Source organism: Delftia acidovorans NBRC 14950 (assembly GCF_001598795.1).
GTDB classification, from domain to species: domain Bacteria; phylum Pseudomonadota; class Gammaproteobacteria; order Burkholderiales; family Burkholderiaceae_C; genus Comamonas; species Comamonas acidovorans.
Genome location: NZ_BCZP01000017.1, coordinates 92,879 through 112,510, shown reverse-complemented (window position 1 = coordinate 112,510; position 19,632 = coordinate 92,879). Strand labels below are relative to the sequence as shown.

Genomic DNA, 19,632 nt, shown 5'->3' with positions numbered 1-19,632 from the left:
CCTCCGCGGTTCGTTCTGGGGCGGGTTTCCGGGCCTGCCTGAAAAGGCCCGGGGCATCGGCGCATTCTGACGCATGGCCCCGGCCGCTGGCAATGCAGCCAGCGGGACGGGGCTTCCCCGCGAAGGGCAAGCGGCAAAGCGTGCCCCGCGAGGGCCGGTCTTCTAGAAGTCCAGAAGACTGAAACCCACGCTGAGCACGGTGCGCTTGTAGTTGTAATCGATCAGGCTGTCACCGTATCCGCTGAAAAGCTGGACATGCAGGCGCAAATTGCTCTTGCCACCGTTCCATCCTTCGCCTAGGGTGCGCAGCCATTCGACGCGGCCGGAGCCGCGGCCCTGGCCCAGCGAGCCGCGCGCAGTGAAGCCCAGATAGTTCTGCGCATTGACGTTCCAGCCCAGTTTCACCTCGCCCCGGCCTATGTAGTCCTGGATGCGCGGGTTGTCGTCGTGCTCGGCGCTTTCGCGGATGCGCTGCCAGGCCTTGGCGTGCAGCTGCCAGCGGTTGTCCAGCTCGAAGCCGGTCATCAGATACCAGCGGTTCCAGCTGCGCGACAGCGGATCGCTCTGGCCGTTGGACTGGTGTACCAGGCCCACGCCGCTGTAGCGCCAGCGCCAGCCGAAGGGCAGCCGGGCATCGGTGGGGTAGACGTAGAAGATCTCGGGCTCGTGGTCCGTGTTGCGGAAGGGCCGCGAGATGGCCGGGCTGAACAGCTGCCAGTACGACTGCTGGGTGTAGCCGACCCACAGCGAGTCCTTGCCCGCCGAGGTGCTGCTGGTCAGCAGGCCCTGGGCGACCTTGGTGCGCACGGACAGCTGCACGCGCATTTCCTCGGTCTTGTAGGGCTGCGACTGCGCAGGGTCCTTGCCGGGCGTGGTGGGCTGCCGGTTGACATGGTCGGCCGTCACCACGGACACGGACATGGGCCGGTAGCCGCGGAAGCTGAAGGTGCCGCAGTCGCTGCCCGGTTCCAGCTCGAAGTAGCGCGACAGCTCGCTGTAGCGCGGGTCGCGGCAGCCGCCGTTGGTGGGGGTGGTGGGCAGCGCCAGGCCCTGGCCGCTGTCGGCCGTCACCACGGGGGCGGGCGTGGGCAGGGCGCCAGGATCGGCTGCAGCGCTGGCGGCCGGAGCACTCCAGCCGGTGGCCGGCGGCGCGGTCAGCGGCTGCTGCTGCTGTGCCCAGGTGTCGAAGCAGGCCAGGCGAGACTGGTTGTCCGTGGTGGCGGCGCACTGGCGCCAGGCGTCCTCGGACAGGGGGCGGGGCGCGGTCTGCGCCTGGGCGCCGAGCCAGGGCGTGGCGCCCAGTCCCATGGCCAGGGCCCACTGCAGGGGTGTCGGCGTGCGGCTTGGGCGCTTGCGGCGATCCAGGTGTGTAGGAGTCGTCATGGCTTGAGTCCGGTGATGGAAGGAGCGAAGAGTAAGGGGTAATAAGTGGAGAGGGAGCAGGGGGCTCGTGTGCAGGCTCGGGGGCCGGTCACGGCGCGAGCTTGCGCAGCACGAAGGGCCGGGGCGCCGCATCGTCGCCTTCGATGAAGTTGCCGCGGATCTCGCGGGCGCAGCTGCCTTCGACGACATCGCCCAGCCAGGTGGCGGTGATGCGCTTGCCGTCGGCGCTTTCTTCCAGCGTGATGTGGTCATCGGCCACGTCGCCGACCATGGGGCGGGTGTCTGCGCCGCGCGCGATCGTGCCCTTGACGTTGCCCTTCCACTGGGGGTGCGGCCCCAGCTGCAGGCGCACGGGCTGGGACTGGCCTTCGACGGTTCCCGTCCATTCACCCTGCAACTGGCTGTCCTTCATCTCCTCGTCGCCGGGGCATGGGGCGTGTGGCAGAGCGGCGGCAGCGCGGGCGGCCTTGGGCGCGGCCTGGAGGGTGGGCCGGGTGGCGGTCTGCAGGTCCGTGCTGGAGCAGGCGGTGGTCACGGCCACCAGCGCCAGGCTGAGAACGGGGCGGTAAAAACGCATGCGGTGTCTTTCTGGAGTCAGGAGTCGGCGGGCGTGGACTGCTGCGCCTTGAGGGCGAACTCGGCGCGCAGCTGGCGCAGCTTCTCGCGCGGGTCCTCGCGCGAGGTGGCGGCGTCCAGGCCCATTTCCTTGATGAAGCGGCTGGGCAGGGTGGAGACCATCTCGCGCCCCTTCTTGCGGCGCTTGGTCCAGCTCACGGCCAGCGAGCGCCGGGCGCGCGTGATGCCCACGTACATGAGGCGGCGCTCTTCCTGCAGGCGCTGGGCGGTTTCGTCGCTGACCTTCTGCTGGCGGCCGTTGTCGTCGTCGAGCTTGAAGGGCAGCATGCCCTCGGTCACGCCCACCAGCATCACATGCGGCCATTCCAGGCCCTTGGAGGCATGCAGGGTGGACAGGATGACCATGTCCTGCTCCTTCTCGCGCTCGCTGATGGTGGACAGCAGGGCGATGTTGCGCGCCACTTCCAGCAGGCTCTTGACCTCGGTGTGCGTGGTCGTGCCCGCCGCATCCTCGATCTGGCCGCCGGCGCGCTGGGACATCCAGTCGCAGAACTCCAGCACGTTGCTCCAGCGCGCGGCGGCGACCGATTCGCTGTCCTCGCTGTCGTAGAGGTACTGCTCGTAGCCGATCTCCTTGAGCCAGTCGAGCATGAAGCCGCGCGACTGCTCGGCGCCCAGCGTGTGGCGGGCGCGGTATTCGAGGTCGTTGATGTAGCGGCCGAACTCCAGCAGGCTGTCATGCGCCTTCTTGGGCAGGGCCGCTTCCAGCATGTGCGCGAACAGGGCGCCGAACATGCTGAGCTTGTGCTGCGAGGAAAACTCGCCCAGCTTGCCCAGCGTGGTGTGGCCTATGCCGCGCCTGGGCGTGCCGATGGCGCGCAGGAAGGCGGGGTCGTCGTCGTTGTTGATCCACAGCCGGAACCAGGCACACAGGTCCTTGATCTCGGCGCGGTCGAAGAAGCTGGTGCCGCCCGAGACCTTGTAGGGAATGCTGGCCTTGCGCAAGGCCTTCTCGAAGGGCTTGGCCTGGTGATTGGCGCGGTAGAGGATGGCGAAATCCTTCCAGTCCGGCGGCGGGTTGCTGGCCGCGCGCAGGCTCTGGATGCGGGCGACGGCGCGCTCGGCCTCGTGCTCCTCGGTGTCGCAGTCCACGATGCGCACGGGCTCGCCCTCGCCCAGCTCCGAGAACAGCGTCTTCGGATAGAGCTTGGGGTTGGGCTGGATGACGTTGTTGGCCGCGCGCAGGATGGCCGAGGTGGAGCGGTAGTTCTGCTCCAGCTTGATCACCTTGAGCTGCGGGAACTCCACCGGCAGCTTCTTGAGGTTGTCCAGCGTGGCGCCGCGCCAGCCGTAGATGCTCTGGTCGTCGTCGCCCACGGCGGTGAAGTGGGCGCGGCTGCCCACCAGCATCTTGAGCAGCTCGTACTGCGTGGCGTTGGTGTCCTGGTATTCGTCCACCAGCACATGGCCCAGCAGGCGCTGCCATTTCTCGCGCACCTCGATGTGGTTCTTGAGCAGGCGCATGGGCATGCCGATCAGGTCGTCGAAATCCACGCTCTGGTAGGCGGTCAGGCGCTCTTCGTAGCGCTGCATGATCAGCGCCGTGCTGCGCTCGTTGTCGTCCTGGGCCATGGCCAGGGCCTTGCGGCTGTCCCAGCCGGCATTCTTCCAGTTGCTGATGGTCCACTGCCACTGGCGCGCCGTGGCCAGGTCGGTGGTGCCGCCCGAGCAGTCCTTGAGGATGCCCGTCACGTCGTCGGCGTCCAGGATGCTGAACTGGGGCTTGAGGCCCAGCACATGGCCGTCCTCGCGCACCATGCGCACGCCCAGGGCGTGGAAGGTGCACACCAGCACGTCCTTGGCCTGGCGGCCGATGAGGCCGGCCGCGCGCTCGCGCATTTCGGCTGCGGCCTTGTTGGTGAAGGTGATGGCCGCGATGCGGCGCGGCGCCATGCCCATCTCGATCAGGCGCCCGATCTTGTGCGTGATCACGCGTGTCTTGCCCGAGCCCGCGCCGGCCAGGACCAGGCAGGGGCCTTCGGTGTAGTGGACGGCCTGGAGCTGGGCCAGATTGAGTCCTGCGGACATGGGTGCGTTGCGCGGGGAAAGGCGTGAAAGTGAGGGAAGCGGGAGCATACCGCTTCGGGGATCGTGGCCATCAGGCCAGGTGTAAGCACCCTTGGAATTCGGCGACAAATCTCGCGGCCACTCTGGTCCGCACTGTGGCGGCGTTGGTCTAAATAGAAAAGTTCACATTAAATCAAGTGAGTAATGTGTAAAAACTATCCAAAATATCAGTCTTCGCCGATGTTCTGTCACGGGCGAATCTGGTTTGTCCATTTCAGTTCCTATCCGGTGAGGTGTCAAAGATGGCTCGCACTACAGACGAGATCGGCCTGGCTGCCGAGCTGTGGTCTCCTCTGCTCAAGCAGCGTTTTGAGGCATTGTTCGCCGTGGCGTCCCGCAAGTCGCTGCGCGGCTGGCGGCAGGTGCCCCTGGTCAGCGCCCAGGTGCTGGTCGTAGATGGCAACATGCCCGCGCCCGAGGCCGCAGGGTGGATGCCCTGCGTGGTCTACGTGGGTGGAGTGCCCCAGGGACAGCACCTGGAGCGCACGCAGCAGCGCCTGGCCACCTATCTGGACATGAATTTCACGCTGTCCGACCTGATCGACATGCTGGACCGGGCGGCCGTCTTCCTCATGGACTGGACGGTGCGCCAGCAGGTGGCGACGTCGCATACGCTGGCGCAGGCGCTGGACGATCTGCAGCAGCAGGGCGTGGACTGCCGCTACCGCTTCCAGCTCAAGGCCTGGGTGGCGCTGCCCGCGCCGTGGAACAACTCCGAATGCCTGCGTGCCCTGGCCATGCTGTGCCGTGGCCCCATGGAGGTGGCCCTGTTGTGCGAGCACAGCGGCATGCAGGCCCGCGCCGTGGCCGAACTGCTGCGCCATCCCCGGCTGCGCAGCCTGCTGGAGTGCAGCCTGCGGCCCGCGCGCGAAAACGATCTCCCGCCGCTGCGCCGCAGCCGCGCACAGGCGCCCGACGCGGTGGCCGGCCTGCCGCGCCAGTGGGTGCAGAAGCTGGCCGGCTGGATCCGGCGCGGAGGAGTGGCATGAGCCTGTGGATGAACGCGCAGCCTGCTGCCGGGTTGGTACGGGTGAGCCTGGTGGGCCCCATGGGCATAGGCAAGACCACGGCCCTGCGCAGCCTGTGCGGCGCGTTGATGGCGGCGGCGGATGTGCCCAATCTGGACCTGGCCTCCCATTCCAAGGAATTCACCACGGTGGGTGCCGAGTTCGGCGAGATCGACCTGGGCGGTGGAGAGCGGCTGCAGCTGGTGGGCAGCCCGGGGCAGGAACGCTTCGACTTCGTGCGCCGCTGGGTGCTCAATGCCTCGGTGGGCGTGCTGCTGATGGTGGATGTCTGCGACGCCCGCGCACCGGACTACGCGGCGCAGTGCCTGGCCGAGATCGCCTCTCTGGAATCCGGGCCCCTGGTAGTGGTGGTCAGTTGCCGTGATGCCAGCGAGCAACAGCAGGAAGCATTCAGCAGCGCCTTGGCGGACAGAGGTCACGGTATAGTGCCTGTCATCCAGGCGGACCCCCGTGACCGGCAGCAGTTGCTGGATGCGCTGGGGGTGCTCGTTTCCTTGCTTTCCTTGCAAAGTCAGGTATGAAGACACCAACGCTTCCCCGGATTCCTCCCTCTCTGATCGAAGCTGGCAGCGATGTGCTCCACCGCGTGGTGGCGCCCCTGGAGGGCGTGCACATCGCCTTGCTGTGCACGCCTGACGGCTTCGAGATCACCTCCCTGCGGGTCAGGAGCGAACTGCCGACGGAGCGCCTGTCGGCCATGGCGGGCTCGCTCATGGCCATGGCCAGGGCCGTGGCCACCGAGATAGGCCACAAGTCCTGCCGGCGGCTGACCTTCGAGACCGAGCTGGGCACCGTCCTCTTTCAGGCCGTGGCCGGCAACCAGCCGGCCATCCTGTGCATGGTGGTCGATCAAAGCGCCCTGCTGGGCCGCGCGCTGTGGGCGGCGGGCGAAGTGGCCTCCGAACTGTCCCGTTCCTGATCCGCGGCATCCGCTGCAGAAGTTTGGTTTTCTTCCCCCGAGGAGCGGGCGCGGTGGTCCATCGCACAGCCTGCCCTTGCTATTTGAAAAGGTGGCATATGGCTTCGATACATGATTCTCTGAACGGCCTGCTGGGCATCGATGGCGCCCTGTGCGCGGCCCTGGTGGACAGCACCAGCGGCATGCTCATGGGCAGCGTGGGCTCCGGCCTCGACATGGAGCTGGCCGCTGCCGGCAACACGGAGGTGGTGCGCGCCAAGCTCAAGACCATGCGCATGCTCAAGCTCGATGACGCCATCGACGACATCCTGATCACCCTGACGCACCAGTACCACATCATCCGGCCCGTGGCCGCCCATGAAGGTGTGTTCTTCTACCTGGTGCTGGACAAGAGCCGCTCCAATCTGGCGCTGGCCCGTCGCAAGGTGCAGGACGTCGAGAAGGACCTGGCGCTGTAAGCGCACGCGCTTGTTGCGCTCAGGCCCGACCTGCCGGATGCGTATTCCGGCAGGTTTTTTTTCGCCCGGCGTCCGCGCGGTGACACGGGCGCGCGGCAGCGGCACCGGCTTGCTGCCAGAATCGCCGCGTGCTGTCCGTCCTGCTGATCACCTTTCCCTTCTTCGCGCTTGTGGCCTGCGGCTTTGCGGCCACCTGGCGTGGCGTGCTGCCGCAGGCGGCGATACCGGGGCTCAATGCCTTCGTGCTGTATTTCGCGCTGCCCTGCATGCTGTTCCGCTTTGGCGCGCAGACGCCGATTGCACAGTTGCTGGATGTGGGCGTCTCCGTGGTCTACCTGCTGTGCGCGCTGCTGATGGTGGGTGCCACCGTGGCGCTGACCGTGCGGCGCGTGGGCTGGAACGATGCGGCCTTTGGCGCGCTGGTGGCGGCCTTTCCCAACACCGGCTTCATGGGAGTGCCCATGCTGGTGGCGCTGCTGGGCGAGCGTGCGGCGGGCCCGGTCATCGTCACCATGGCCATCGACATGGTGGTGACCACCTCGCTGTGCATTGCGCTGTCGCGCCTGGGGCTGCCGGGCGGGCATGGCGTGTCCGTGGCGCTGCGCAGGGCGTTTGCCGGCATGGCCGCCAATCCCATGCCCTGGGCCATCGTGCTGGGTGGCGTGGCCTCGGCGGCAGGCTGGACGCTGCCCGGCCCCATCGACCGCACCGTGGCCATGCTGGCGGGCGCGGCCTCGCCCGTGGCGCTGTTCACCATTGGCGCCGTGCTGGCGCGCTCGCAGATGAACAGCCACGAGCGCGTGGCCGCGCGCGACTACGTGCCCATTGCGCTGGCCAAGCTGCTGATCCATCCGCTGCTGGTCTGGGCCGTGGCCCGTGCGGCCATGGCGCTGGGCCTGCCGCTCGGCGAAGAGGCCTTTGTGGCGCTGGTGCTGCTGGCTGCGCTGCCCAGCGCCAGCAATGTCTCGCTGCTGACCGAGCGCTTCGGGGCGCACGGCGGGCGCGTGGCCCGCATCATCCTGGTGTCCACGGTGTTGGCCTTCCTGAGCTTCTCGGGCGCCGTGGCGCTGATGACCTGAGCAGGCCCCGGGCACACCTGAGGGGCAGGCCCGGGCCGCACGGGCATGCTGGTGCTCACTACAATCCCGCCCATGTTTTTTCACCACCTCGACGGGATCGCATGAAATCCTCCCCCTCTGCCCCGGCAGGCGTTCCCACGGGCGCGGCCATGCTCTGGATGGTGACGCTGGCCTGCCTGCTCTGGGCCCTGGTGTCCTGGCTGGCCAATGGCAATCTGGACGGCTACCACGACATGCTGGAGAACTATGCCTGGGCCCAGCCGCTGCAGCTGGGCACGCACAAGCATCCGCCGTTCTTCGCCTGGGTGGTCGGCCTGTGGTTCATGGTGTTCCCGCAGAACGACGGCTTTTATCGCCTGCTGTCCTATGCCAATGTGGGCGTGGGCATCTGGGGCGTCTACGTGCTGGGCAGGCGCCTGGGGCTGGCGCGCCTGGCGCCGCTGGGCGCGGCCCTGTTGCTGTGGTGCTTTCCGTATACGACGCTGGCCGGCAAGTTCAACGCCAACAGCCAGCTGCTGTCCCTGTGGCCCTGGGCGGCGGCCCTGCTGCTGGCCAGCTGGCAGGAAAAGGGCGCGCGCGGCGTGGCCTTCAGCGTGGCGCTGGGCGTGGTCTCGGCCGCCTGCATGCTCAGCAAGTACTACAGCGGTGTGTTCCTGGCCGGTTTCCTGCTGCCCATCTTCCTGGTGCGTGAAGGTCGCCAGTGGCTGCTCACTCCTCGGCCCTACGTGGCGCTGGCAGCCTTTGGCCTGGCGCTGGCGCCGCATGTGGCCTGGATTGCCCACCACCAGTGGGTGACGCTGGGCTATGCCATGGACCAGGGCGGCGGGCAGGTGGTGTGGGGCTATGTGCTGCGCTTTGCGCTGGCGCCCATCTTCTACTGGCTGCCGGCCTGGTTGGCCGTGTGCCTGGTGTATGGCTTCATGCAGGCCCGCCAGCAAGGCGGCGGCTGGCTGCGCTGGAGTGCGCGTTTCCTGCGCCGCAGCTGGTGCTGGCAGGGGCGCGGCGACACGCTGTTCTGGCTGGCCCTCATGCCCTGGCTTGCGACGCTGGGCTTTGGCGCCACCGGCGTGGTGGAGCTGTCCACGCCCTGGGCCATTCCCATCGGCTATGCCTTCGTGCTGCTGTGGCTGCGCAACCTGGACGCCGAGGCGCCTGCCGTGACGCAGTCCGCGCTGGCCGCGCTGCGCCGCGCCTGGTGGCCGAGCATGGCCGTGGTGCTGGTGATCGGGCTGGCCGCGGGCTGGGGCAATGCGCGCAAGAGCGGCTCCGACTACTACCGCCCTGCGGCCGATGCGGCGCAGGCCATCGTGCTGTCCTGGAACCAGCGCCACCCGCAGCAGCCGCTGCAGTGGGTGGGCGGCGACTGGGCGGAAAACGCCATGCTGTCTTTCTATGCCCAGCCGCATCTGCGCACCATTCCCGGCCTGCCCGACAGCGAATATGCGCGCGTGCTGGCGCTGTCGGACTGGCGCCAGCAGCCCGGGCTGCTGCTGTGCCCGCGCGGCCCGGTGGCCAGCGAGCCCGGCCCGACCGCGAAATCGCGCGATTGCGAGCAGCAGGCGCAGGCCTGGCTGGCGAAGCTGGGCCTGCCGCAGGAGGCGCGTGTGCTCACGGTGCAACGCTCGGGATGGCGTTTTCCTCGGCCCAGTCCCTATGCCTATGCGGTTTTTGACGTGTTGCCGCGCGCGGGCAGCCAGCCCGCTGACAATGCTGGCCTATGACCGAATTGCATGCTGACATTGCTCCGGCCGCTCCCAAGGGGATGCTGCCGCGCCCCCCGCTGCGGCTGAGCTGCGTGGTGCCAGCCCACAATGAAGAGGGCAACCTGGAGGCGTTCCTGCGCGCCCTGGACGCGACGGTGCGCACGCTGACGCCCGACTACGAGCTGATCGTCGTCAACGACGGCAGCCGTGACGCCACGCACGAGATCGCGCTGCGCATGGCCCAGGAACTGCCCGTGCGCTATCTGGCGCTGTCGCGCAACTTCGGCAAGGAGGCGGCGCTGTCGGCCGGCATAGACCATGCGCGCGGCAACGCCGTGGTGCTGATCGACGCCGACTTCCAGCATCCGCTGGAGATGCTGCCCCAGATGTGCGAGCTGTGGCAGTCCGGCTACGACATGGTCTATGGCGTGATCGCCGACCGGGGCGCCGAAAGCGGCGCCAAGCGCGTGGGCACCAACCTGTTCTACCGGCTCATGAATGCCGGCAACCTGGTGAAGATCCCGCCCAATGCCGGCGACTTCCGCTGGCTGGACCGCTGCGTGGCCGATGCGCTCAAGGCCCTGCCGGAGAGCCACCGTTTCATGAAGGGCCTGTACGCCTGGGTGGGCTTCAAGGCTGCGGCCCTGCCGTTCGTGCCGGCCGACCGCACGGCCGGTGCGTCCAGCTTCAATTTCCGGCGCCTGGGCTCGCTGGCCCTGCTGGGTCTGACCTCGTTCACCACCTTGCCGCTGCGCGTGTGGAGCGTGGTGGGCGGGATCATCTCGCTGGCGGCCCTGCTCTACGGCCTGTGGATCACCATGGAGACGCTGATCTTCGGCAACCCGCTGGACGGCTGGCCCACGCTGGCGGCCAGCATCATGCTGTTCTCGGGCGTGCAGCTGATGTCCATCGGCATCCTGGGCGAGTACATCGGCCGCATCTACGACGAAGTCAAGCGCCGTCCCACCTACCTGCTGGCGCGCGACGAAGACCGCAGCCCGCTGGCGCCACGGGACTAGCCATGCACGACGTGATCGCACAGCTGCGCCGCCTGCCGCAGGCGCTGCAGTTCGTGCTGGTAGGGGGCTGCGCGGCCGCCACGCACCTGGCCGTTGTCGCCCTGCTGGTGCAACGGGTGGGCATGGCGCCGCTGCATGCCAACGTGCTGGCCTTTCTCGTGGCCTTCGTGGTCAGCTACAACGGCCATGCGCTGTTCACCTTCGTGCAGGCCGGGGCGCAAGGCTGGGCCGTGGCCGGCAAGTACTTCGCCGTGGCCTGTGCCTCCTTCGTGGCCAACGAGCTGCTGTACTGGGTGGCCCTGCACTGGCTGCACTGGCACTACTTCTGGAGCCTGGCCCTGGTGCTGGTGCTGGTGGCGGTGGGCACCTTCGTCTTCGCCAAGTTCTGGGCCTTTGCGGCCCCCGGCCGCAAGGAATCCTCATGAACACCGTACCTGCCAGAAACAACGGGGAGAAGGCCTCGGCCAGAACCGTCGTCCTGTGCGCCGACGACTATGCGCTGCACCCCCTGGTCGATGAAGCCGTGGAGCAGCTCACGCTGCAGGGCCGGCTGTCGGCCACCAGCTGCATGACCACCTCGCCGCACTGGAGGCAGGCCGCCAGGCGCCTGCCCGCGCTGCGCCCGCGCCTGTCGCTGGGCCTGCACTTCAACATGACCGAAGGCCACGGCCTGCAGCCCGCCGCCGGCATCGGTGCCGTGATCGCGCGCGCCTATGCCGGCGCACTCGGCGCCGCCGCCATGCGCGACGCCTGGCGCCGCCAGCTCGACGCCTTCGAGGACGCGCTGGGCATGGCCCCCGACTTCATCGACGGCCACCAGCACGTGCACCAGCTCCCCGGCGTGCGCGCCGCGCTGGTGCAGGAATTGCGCCAGCGCTATGGCGACAACGCCGACGACCTGCCCTGGGTCCGCTCCACCACCCCGGCCGGCCAGCTCTGGCGCGACCCCAAGGCCGCCATCATCGCCCTGCTGGGCGGCTGGACCACCACCCGCCGCCTGCGCCGCCAGGGTGTGCCGCTCAACCACGGCTTCGGCGGCGTCTACGCCTTCGACCAGCCCACGCCCGAAGGCTATGGCCGCCACATGGCCCAATGGCTGGCCCAGTTGCAGCCCGGCAGCCTCATGATGTGCCACCCCGCCACCGCCCCCGTCCAGGGCGACGCCATAGGCGCCCAGCGCGCCGTCGAATACGCCTACCTGCGCTCCGACGCCTTCGCCCAGGCCCTGGAACAAGCGCACTGTCACATCGCCCAAGGCCCCCTCACCCCGCTGTTCACATCGAACTAGCAAGCGGCAATAGAAAAAGCCCCGCGAACGGGGCTTGGGACGAGGCTGCAAAAACCGGCGCGGCCCAAAGCAAGGGACAGCAAGCAAGGGCCGCCCCGCAGCGAGGCTGTCGTCCCCCTCCCCCGCGAAGCGGGTAGAGAGGGGGAAGGCGCGCCAGCGCCTCAGGGGGTGCTTTATCAGTACTCCCAGAAGATGCGCTGCAACTGCTTCGTGTCCTGCGTCTTGGTCAGGGCCACGGCGGCCAGCAGGCGCGCCTTCTGCGGGTTCAGGTCATGGGCGACGACCCAGTCGTACTTGTCATCGGGCTGCTCGGCATTGCGCAGCACGAAGCCGGCCGGCACGCGCGAGCTGCGCACCACGATCACGCCCTTTTGGCGCAGTTCGTTGAGCTTGGGCACGATGCGGTCGGCCACCGAGCCATTGCCCGTGCCTGCATGCACGATGGCCTTGACGCCGGCCTTGCCCAGCGCGTCGATGGCCGTGGCGGGCACGTTGCCGTAGCCATAGACGATGTCCACGGCGGGCAGGTCGGTGATCTGCTCGATGTTGAACTCGCTGCCCCTGGTGTGGCGCTTGATGGGGGCGCGGAACCAGTAGGTCTTGCCCTCGACCACCATGCCCAGCGGGCCCCACTGGCTGGCGAAGGCATTGGTCTTGATGTTGGTGAGCTTGGCGACATCACGCGCGGAGTCGATGTTGTCGTTCATGCTGACCAGCACGCCCTTGCCCGCCGAGTCCTTGGACGCGGCCGTGGCCACGGCGCCCAGCAGGTTCAGCGCGCCGTCGGCCGAGATGGCCGTGCCGGGGCGCATGGAGCCGACCATGACGATGGGCTTGTCGGTGGGCACCACCAGGTTCAGGAAGTAGCCGGTTTCCTCCAGCGTGTCCGTGCCGTGGGTGACGACGATGCCGTCCACGCCGGGCTGCTTGGCCAGCTCGTTGACGCGGCGGGCCAGCGTCAGCAGTTCCTTGTTGGTGAAGCTCTCGGAGGCGATCTGGAAGACCTGCTCGCCGGACACGTTGGCGATGTTGCTCAGCTCGGGCAGGCCGGCCAGCAGCTTGTCCACGGGCACCTTGGCGGCCGTGTAGGTGGCGCTGTTGACGGCGCTGGCGCCCGCACCGGCAATGGTGCCGCCCGTGGCCAGGACGACCACGTTGGGCTTGCCGGCCTGTGCGGTGGGAGCGGGTGCAGGGGCGGTCGCCGTGGCGGGCGCTGCGGCTGCGGGGGCCTGGCTGGCGCCGGGCTGGGACGCGCAGCCTGCCAGCGCAAGCGCGACGGCCATCAAGGTCATACGGAAGGGGGTGAACGGCATGTATCGCTCCTGGAAAGGCATTGAATGATCCAGCCTTGTGGGCTGAATGCGGCACGATGCAATAAACATGCCCCGCCTGCATCAGCGCAAATCCCGATGGGAGCCGCGCAGCGAATGCGCTAAAAGCGCTTCCGAAAAAGGAGCGGTGAACGCTTTACGGGATTGCGCCCAAGGCCTGAAAGGCTTGAGGTTTTTTGGGGCCGTTCCAGAGGCCGTGCCACGCTCAGATGGCCAGCGGGTCCACGTCCACCAGCCAGCGCACCAGGGCGCGGTGCCCGGGCTGTGCCCTGATCCAGTGCAGGTGCGCCTGCCAGGCCCAGAGAAAGCGCAGCAGGGCGGGCCGCTGGGCCGACTCGATCAGCATCTGCGCGCGCTCCACATTGGCCACGCGCTGCACGGACATGGGAATGGGCGGGTAGAGAAAGACATCGTCCACATGGGGCAGGCCGGCCTGACGGGCGGCCTCGGCCGCAGCGGCCAGGAAGGCCTGGGCGGCTTCCTGGGTGCGCGCATCGGCCCGCACGATGGCCTGGAAGGCGAAGGGCGGCATGCCCGCATCGCGCCGCTCGCGCAACTGGCGCGCGGCGAAGGCCGGGTAGTCGTGTGAGCGCAGCGCGGTGTAGACGGGGTGGGACGGGTCGTGGGTCTGTATCCACATCTCCGGGTGGCTGCCCTGGGCGGCCACGTAGTGCGCGTCGCGTCCTGCGCGGCCGGCGGCCTGCATCAGCAGGCTGAACAGGCGCTCGGGCGCTCGGTAGTCGCTGGAGAAAAGAGCACTGTCGGGCTGCACGGCGGCCACCAGGGTGATGCGCCGGAAGTCATGGCCCTTGGCCACCATCTGGGTGCCCACCAGCACGTCGATGTCGCCCGCATGCACCTGGGCCAGTTGCTCCTCCAGCGCGCCCTTGGCGCGCGTGGTGTCGGCGTCGATGCGCGCCACGCGGGCGGGCTCGCGGTCGGGACGCTGCACATTGCGCAGCAGGCGGGCCAGTTCTTCCTCCAGCTGCTCCGTGCCCTTGCCCAGCGGCAGGATGTCGGGATTGCCGCAGCCGGGGCAGGCCATTGGCACGCGCTGGGTGTAGCCGCAGTGGTGGCAGCGCAGCGTGCGGTCCGCCTTGTGGAAGACCTGGTGGGCGCTGCAGTGCGGGCAGTCGCTTTTCCAGCCGCAGTCGGCGCAGAACAGCACGGGCGCGAAGCCGCGGCGGTTGAGCAGCACCAGGCTTTGCTCGCCGCGCTGCACGCGCTCGGTGATGGCATCGATCAGCGGCGGCGAGAACACGGCCTTGCGCGGCTGCTGGCCCATGTCCACCAGGCGCACGCGCGGCAGGGCGGCCGCGCCGATGCGGCTGGGCATGTGCAGGCGCAGGTAGCGGCCGCCCTGCGGCTCGTCGGCATTGGGCGGGCGGCTGGCGTGCCAGCTCTCCAGCGACGGCGTGGCACTGCCCAGGATGACCTTGGCGCCGGTATCGCGCGCGCGCCAGATGGCCAGGTCGCGCGCCGAGTAGCGAGCGCCTTCCTGCTGCTTGTAGCTGGCGTCGTGCTCCTCGTCCACCACGATCAGCGACAGGCCCGGCAGGCTGGCGAAGACCGACATGCGCGTGCCCAGCACGATGCGCGCCACGCCGGTGTGCGCGGCCAGCCAGCTCTTGAGCCGCTGGGGGTTGGTCATTGCGCTGTGCATGCTGACCACGCAGTCGGCGCCGTACTGCGGCGCGAAGCGCTCCGTGAAGCGCTGCTCCAGCTGGGGCGTGAGGTTGATCTCGGGCACCATCACCAGCACCTGGGCGCCGGGGTCGGCGTCCAGTGCGGCCTGGGTGGCTCTCAGATAGACCTCGGTCTTGCCGCTGCCCGTGCTGCCGAAGAGCAGAAAGGGGCCGGGATGGGCGGCGATCTGCGTGAAGACGTCGGCCTGCTCGGCGCTGAGGACGATGGGGGGAATGTCTGCGGCGGCCGGGGCCGGTGCAGGCGCTGATGCAGGCGCACTGCCAGGCGCCTGTTCCGCCTTTGCAGCCTTGGCCGCTCTCTTCACCGCGGCCTTGGTTGGCCTGAGCCGGCGCGCCAGTTGCTCGGCCGTCATCTCGCGCAGTTGCGGGGGCAGGGCCGTCACGGCGATTTCGCCCACGCTGCGCTGGTAGTAGTAGGCGGCGAAGGCCACCAGCCGGCGCCAGGCGGCCGGCAGCGGCGCAATGCCCTGCAGCACGGCGGCGATGGGGCGCAGCTCCACGCCTTCGGGCATGGCGGGGGGCCGGGGCGGGGCGTCCCAGACCACGCCCAGCAGGTCCCGGCGACCCAGGGGCACGCGCACCAGGGTGCCCGCCTCCAGGGGCTGGTCGCAGGTGTAGCTCAGCAGTTCGCCCACGGCGCTGTGCGCCGGCGTCTGGACGGCGACATGGACGGTGTGGGCGGGGAGGGACATGCGAATGCGGGGAAAGCGGGGCCTGAAAACGCGGGCGCCGCACGGCAGGGCCTGCGGCAACCAAGCCGCCAAGCATAAGCCTTTGGCGCTGCCTGGGGCCTGGGTGCGGCGTTCTACACCAGACGCCCCGGCCGGTGACTGCGGGTTTCTGGGTATATCGTCAATTTCTGTGGATAACTTTGTGGGGATTATTCGGATCTATGGGCATGCACCTGCTTATCCGGCCTTGCCAATCGGTGCATGCTGAAAATGTTGCTATCAAAAAAATTATTCAAAAACAATGGCTTATATCGATATGTCGCCGGCGTGCAGGCGCGGATGACAACTGCAACTCCTAGGGCCTCGCTCGGATTTTTCTGTGCATAAGATGGTCTGTGGCCATCTTGTGCAGCAAGCGGCTGTCGGGTACCCGGCTTGTGGACAGCGGGGCCTTGCCGGGCCGTTGGCGGCCCCGGCAGGGGCCGGCGCTGCGCTGGCGTCCGGCCCTGGGGTTCGGGAGAAGCGGGGGGCGGGGAGGCGGCTCGCTCAGCGCTGGCGCAGGGCGCGCGAATGGCTGTGCACGGTCTCCACCAGGGCCGCCACATGCTCGGGCGGCGTGAACTGGCTGATGCCGTGGCCCAGGTTGAAGATGTGCGTGGGGCCCGTGGTGGTCCTGTCGGTGTGCGGGGCGCCGAAGCTGTCGAGCACGGCGCGCGCCTGCTCGGCCACGCGCTCGGGCGGTGCGAACAGCACATTGGGGTCGATGTTGCCCTGCAGCGCCTTGCCGGGTCCGCCCACCTCGCCGCCGACGATGGCGCGGGCGCGGGCCAGGTTGGCCGTCCAGTCCAGGCCCAGCACCTCGCAGTCCAGGTCCTTCATGTCGGGCAGCCAGATGCCGCCGCCCTTGGTGAAGACGATGCGCGGCACGTCCTGCCCATCGGCGCCCGTGCGCTTGAGTCCGGCCAGCACGCGCTTGGTATAGGCCAGGCTGAATTCCTGGAAGGCGCCGTCGGCCAGCACACCGCCCCAGCTGTCGAACACCATCACGGCCTGGGCGCCCGCATCGATCTGGGCGTTCAGGTAGGCGGCCACGCTGTCGGCGTTGACGGACAGGATGCGGTGCATCAGGTCGGGGCGCGCATACATCAGGCTCTTGACCAGGCGGTAGTCGTCGCTGCCCTTGCCCTCGACCATGTAGCAGGCCAGGGTCCAGGGGCTGCCCGAGAAGCCGATCAGCGGCACGCGGCCATTGAGCGCGCGGCGGATGCTGGTCACGGCGTCGAACACATAGCGCAGCTTGTCCATGTCGGGCACGGCCAGCTCGGCCACGGCGGCCTCGTCGCGCACCACCTTGGCAAAGCGCGGGCCTTCGCCTTCGGCAAAGGACAGGCCCAGGCCCATGGCGTCGGGCACGGTCAGGATGTCGGAGAACAGGATGGCCGCATCCAGCGGGAAGCGCTCCAGTGGCTGCAGCGTGACCTCGGTGGCGTAGTCCACGTTGGTGGCCAGACCCATGAAGCTGCCGGCCCGGGCGCGCGTGGCCTTGTATTCGGGGAGATAGCGGCCCGCCTGGCGCATCAGCCACAGCGGCGTGTAGTCGGTGGCCTGGCGCCGGCAGGCGCGCAGGAAGGTGTCGTTGGTCAGGGGGGCGAAGCTCATGGTGGGCGATTGTCGCCGAGTCGGCTTCGCCAGGCTGTCGCGATGCCCGAGCGGCGCAGGGCGTCTTGCCTCGGGTTAACCCTGGTCAATATCGGCGGCAACGGGCTTTTTGAGGCCGCTACATTGTGCGGCGTGCGTTCCGCACGGGAATCCGTCCATGCAAGGAGAGAGTTTGCGATGCAGCGAAGAACCCTGACCCAGATCCTGGCCCTGGCACCGGCTGTTTCGGCCGCCAGCTGGCTGGCTGGAAGTGCCACGGCGGCCGAGCCGCTGTTTCCGGGCAAGGCGCCGCTGCGCATCGTCGTCGGCTACCCGCCCGGCGGCGCCACCGACCGCGTGGCGCGCATCGTGGCCGACAAGCTGCAGGCGCACGTGGGCTCGCCCGTGGTGGTGGAGAACAAGCCCGGCGCGGGCGGCCGCCTGTCGGCCCAGTATGTGAAGAACGCGCCGGCCTCCCAGCCCGCGCTGCTGCTGGCCAACCCGGCCGTGATGCTGGTGACGCCCCTGGTGTTCCCCGACTCGGGCTACGACCCGGACAAGGACTTCCGCCCGGTCAGCGAGGTCAATCGCTACGAATTCGGCGTGGCCGTGGCCAGTGCCGTGCCCGTCAGGCAGCTGTCGCACCTGCTGGCCTGGCTGCGCGCCAATCCGCAGCAGGCCAACGTGGGCGTGCCGGCCACGGGCAGCCTGCCGCACTTCTTCTCGCTGATGCTGGGCGAGGCCGCCAAGGTCCGGACCGAAACCGTGGGCTACAAGGGCTCGGCCCCGCTGCTGACCGACCTGGTGGGTGGCCAGGTGCCGCTGGCCATCGACACCTTCGACGTGCTGCTGCCCCAGCACGAGGCCGGCAAGATCCGCGTGCTGGCCGTATCGGGCGAGCGCCGCAGCACCATGGCGCCGGACATCCCCACGCTCAAGGAATCGGGCCTGAACCTGTCGGGCATGGGCTGGAACACCTTGTTCGCGCCGCAGAGCATGGCGCCCGACATTGCCGAGCGCCTGTCGCGCATGGTGCAGGAGATCATGAAGGAGCCCGACACGCGCCAGAAATTCGAGGCCAGCCGGCTGACCCCGGTCTCCAGCAGCAGCGCGCAGACGGCCGAGATGCTCAAGGCCTACCGCGCGCAGTGGACGCCGGTGGTGCAGCGCTCGGGTTTCAAGCCCTGAACCTTCGACAAAAATGGCCCGTGCGGGCCTTTTTTCATCGCCGGGCCGCCCCAAGATGAAAAACGCCCCCTCGGGGGGCAGCGGACCTTGCGCAGCAAGGGCAGCGTGGGGGTCATTTTTCATGGGGCCTAGGGGTTTCCTCGGTGCCTGGGCGCTTGTGGTGGAAAGGGTCTGGCGACTAACATTTACCGACCATTCGGTAAATTATGTTTGATCTGCCGCATAAAGACGGCAGACAGGCCACGGAGACTTCCATGCCCCCATCGCTGGTTCTGGTTGAGCAGCACGACGCCGTCCGCACCCTGGTGCTGAACCGCCCCGACGCGCTCAACAGCTTCAACGCGCAACTGCACGAGCAGCTGCTTTCGGCCCTGGAGCAGGCCGCCGGCGATGCCTCGGTGCGCTGCGTGGTGCTCACGGGCGCGGGGCGCGGCTTTTGCGCGGGCCAGGACCTGTCCGACCCCGAGGCGGCGCCCGACCAGAACCTGGGCGACCTGATCGAGCGCCGCTACCAGCCGCTGTGCCTGCGGCTCAAGTCCATGCCCGTGCCCGTGGTGGCCGCCGTCAACGGCGTGGCTGCCGGCGCGGGCGCCAATATCGCGCTGGCCTGCGACCTGGTGCTGGCCGCACGCTCGGCCAGCTTCATCCAGGCCTTTGCCAAGATCGGCCTGGTGCCCGACTGCGGCGGCACCTGGCTGCTGCCGCGCCTGGTGGGCCGTGCGCGCGCCCTGGGGCTGGCCCTGCTGGGCGACAAGCTGCCTGCGGCCGAGGCCGAACGCATCGGCCTGATCTGGCGCTGCGTGGAAGATGCCGATTTGCGCAGCGAAGCCCAGGCCCTGGCCCAGCGCCTGGCCGCCATGCCCGTGCGGGCCCTGGCGCGCACGCGGGAGGCCATGGACTCGGCCCAACTGCTGGACTACGAGCATGCGCTCACGCGCGAGGCGCGCCAGCAGGGCCAGCTGGGCGCGGCCCACGACTACCAGGAGGGCGTGGCCGCCTTCCTGGGCAAGCGGGCTGCCGTGTTCTCGGACCGTTGAGGAGCGGCGCCATGCAAGACACCCATACCCCGGACGAAGCCGCGCAGCGCCTGGCCGAACAGGTGCGCGACGGCATGCTGGCGCGCGACCGCGCCGCGCAAGGCCTGGGCCTGCGCATCACGGACATCGCCCCCGGCGCGGCGCGCATGGAGATGGCCGTGCGCGACGACATGCTCAACGGCTTCGACATCTGCCACGGCGGCTTCATCACGGCGCTGGCCGACACGGCCTTTGCCTATGCCTGCAATGCGCGCAACGAGATGACGGTGGCCTCGGGCCTGAGCGTGGACTTCGTCGCGCCCGGCCGGCCCGGCGACGTGCTCACGGCCCAGGCCCGCGAAGTCTCGCGCGCAGGCCGCACCGGCGTCTATGACGTGCAGGTCACCAACCAGCGCCAGGAAGTGATCGCGCTGTTCCGTGGCCGCTCGCACAGCTTCAAGGGCCGGCCCACCGTGCCCGGCCTGACAGAGCCCGCCTGAAG

At 68.7% G+C, this 19,632-nt stretch carries 18 protein-coding genes; 12 read left to right on the top strand and 6 right to left on the bottom strand.

Features of this window, described 5'->3' with window-relative positions:
* Positions 1-162: 162 nt before the first annotated feature.
* From DA1_RS20665 to DA1_RS20655, 3 genes are all read right to left on the bottom strand, one after another.
* Positions 163-1,383 (bottom strand): phospholipase A, encoded by a 1,221-nt coding sequence (locus tag DA1_RS20665; protein WP_012202484.1) that lies wholly within the window; start codon positions 1,381-1,383, stop codon positions 163-165.
* An 88-nt stretch (positions 1,384-1,471) separates the two neighbouring features.
* Complete coding sequence (locus DA1_RS20660) at positions 1,472-1,960, bottom strand: hypothetical protein (protein WP_034397962.1); 489 nt, start codon at positions 1,958-1,960, stop codon at positions 1,472-1,474.
* Positions 1,961-1,977: 17 nt separating this feature from the next.
* On the bottom strand, positions 1,978-4,047 hold the full coding sequence (locus tag DA1_RS20655; protein WP_013800309.1) for an ATP-dependent helicase: 2,070 nt from the start codon (positions 4,045-4,047) through the stop codon (positions 1,978-1,980).
* Positions 4,048-4,328: 281 nt separating this feature from the next.
* On the opposite strand from DA1_RS20655, the gene DA1_RS20650 reads away from it, so the two are divergent.
* From DA1_RS20650 to DA1_RS20610, 9 genes are all read left to right on the top strand, one after another.
* Positions 4,329-5,075 carry a hypothetical protein gene (locus DA1_RS20650; RefSeq protein WP_034397964.1) on the top strand — a complete coding sequence of 249 codons (747 nt, stop codon included), beginning with the start codon at positions 4,329-4,331 and terminating at the stop codon, positions 5,073-5,075.
* Positions 5,072-5,635 (top strand): GTP-binding protein, encoded by a 564-nt coding sequence (locus DA1_RS20645; protein ID WP_034397966.1) that lies wholly within the window; start codon positions 5,072-5,074, stop codon positions 5,633-5,635. Before DA1_RS20650 ends, DA1_RS20645 begins: the two co-directional genes overlap by 4 nt.
* A complete protein-coding gene (locus tag DA1_RS20640) occupies positions 5,632-6,033 on the top strand; it encodes a roadblock/LC7 domain-containing protein (protein WP_012202489.1) in 402 nt (133 codons plus the stop codon). Before DA1_RS20645 ends, DA1_RS20640 begins: the two co-directional genes overlap by 4 nt.
* Before the next feature lie 98 nt (positions 6,034-6,131).
* Positions 6,132-6,491, top strand: coding sequence for a hypothetical protein (locus tag DA1_RS20635; protein WP_012202490.1), 360 nt, complete (start codon positions 6,132-6,134; stop codon positions 6,489-6,491).
* A gap of 128 nt (positions 6,492-6,619) precedes the next feature.
* Positions 6,620-7,570, top strand: coding sequence for an AEC family transporter (locus tag DA1_RS20630; protein ID WP_034397969.1), 951 nt, complete (start codon positions 6,620-6,622; stop codon positions 7,568-7,570).
* A gap of 101 nt (positions 7,571-7,671) precedes the next feature.
* Positions 7,672-9,291: a glycosyltransferase family 39 protein gene (locus DA1_RS20625; RefSeq protein WP_034397971.1), complete on the top strand. Its 1,620-nt coding sequence runs from the start codon at positions 7,672-7,674 to the stop codon at positions 9,289-9,291.
* Entirely contained in the window at positions 9,288-10,292 is a 1,005-nt protein-coding gene (locus DA1_RS20620; protein ID WP_012202493.1) for a glycosyltransferase family 2 protein, read from the top strand. Before DA1_RS20625 ends, DA1_RS20620 begins: the two co-directional genes overlap by 4 nt.
* Positions 10,293-10,294: 2 nt before the next feature.
* A complete protein-coding gene (locus DA1_RS20615; protein ID WP_012202494.1) occupies positions 10,295-10,717 on the top strand; it encodes a GtrA family protein in 423 nt (140 codons plus the stop codon).
* Positions 10,714-11,580 carry a ChbG/HpnK family deacetylase gene (locus DA1_RS20610; protein ID WP_034397973.1) on the top strand — a complete coding sequence of 289 codons (867 nt, stop codon included), beginning with the start codon at positions 10,714-10,716 and terminating at the stop codon, positions 11,578-11,580. The genes DA1_RS20615 and DA1_RS20610 overlap by 4 nt, the downstream gene beginning before the upstream one ends.
* 176 nt (positions 11,581-11,756) lie before the next feature.
* Here DA1_RS20610 and DA1_RS20605 read toward each other — a convergent pair whose 3' ends face one another.
* The 3 genes from DA1_RS20605 to hemE form a co-directional block, all read right to left on the bottom strand.
* Positions 11,757-12,893: an asparaginase gene (locus tag DA1_RS20605; RefSeq protein WP_034399122.1), complete on the bottom strand. Its 1,137-nt coding sequence runs from the start codon at positions 12,891-12,893 to the stop codon at positions 11,757-11,759.
* Between the two features lie 223 nt (positions 12,894-13,116).
* Positions 13,117-15,309, bottom strand: coding sequence for a replication restart helicase PriA (gene priA / locus DA1_RS20600; protein ID WP_034397975.1), 2,193 nt, complete (start codon positions 15,307-15,309; stop codon positions 13,117-13,119).
* Between the two features lie 525 nt (positions 15,310-15,834).
* Positions 15,835-16,947, bottom strand: a complete 1,113-nt coding sequence (hemE, locus tag DA1_RS20595; protein WP_034397977.1) for a uroporphyrinogen decarboxylase — start codon at positions 16,945-16,947, stop codon at positions 15,835-15,837.
* Between the two features lie 177 nt (positions 16,948-17,124).
* On the opposite strand from hemE, the gene DA1_RS20590 reads away from it, so the two are divergent.
* The 3 genes from DA1_RS20590 (at position 17,125) to paaI (ending at position 19,630) form a co-directional block, all read left to right on the top strand.
* Complete coding sequence (locus tag DA1_RS20590; protein WP_034397979.1) at positions 17,125-18,114, top strand: tripartite tricarboxylate transporter substrate-binding protein; 990 nt, start codon at positions 17,125-17,127, stop codon at positions 18,112-18,114.
* 254 nt (positions 18,115-18,368) lie between these two features.
* Complete coding sequence (locus DA1_RS20585; protein WP_013800319.1) at positions 18,369-19,151, top strand: enoyl-CoA hydratase-related protein; 783 nt, start codon at positions 18,369-18,371, stop codon at positions 19,149-19,151.
* 11 nt (positions 19,152-19,162) lie between these two features.
* Complete coding sequence (paaI, locus tag DA1_RS20580; protein ID WP_034397981.1) at positions 19,163-19,630, top strand: hydroxyphenylacetyl-CoA thioesterase PaaI; 468 nt, start codon at positions 19,163-19,165, stop codon at positions 19,628-19,630.
* Positions 19,631-19,632: the final 2 nt, after the last annotated feature.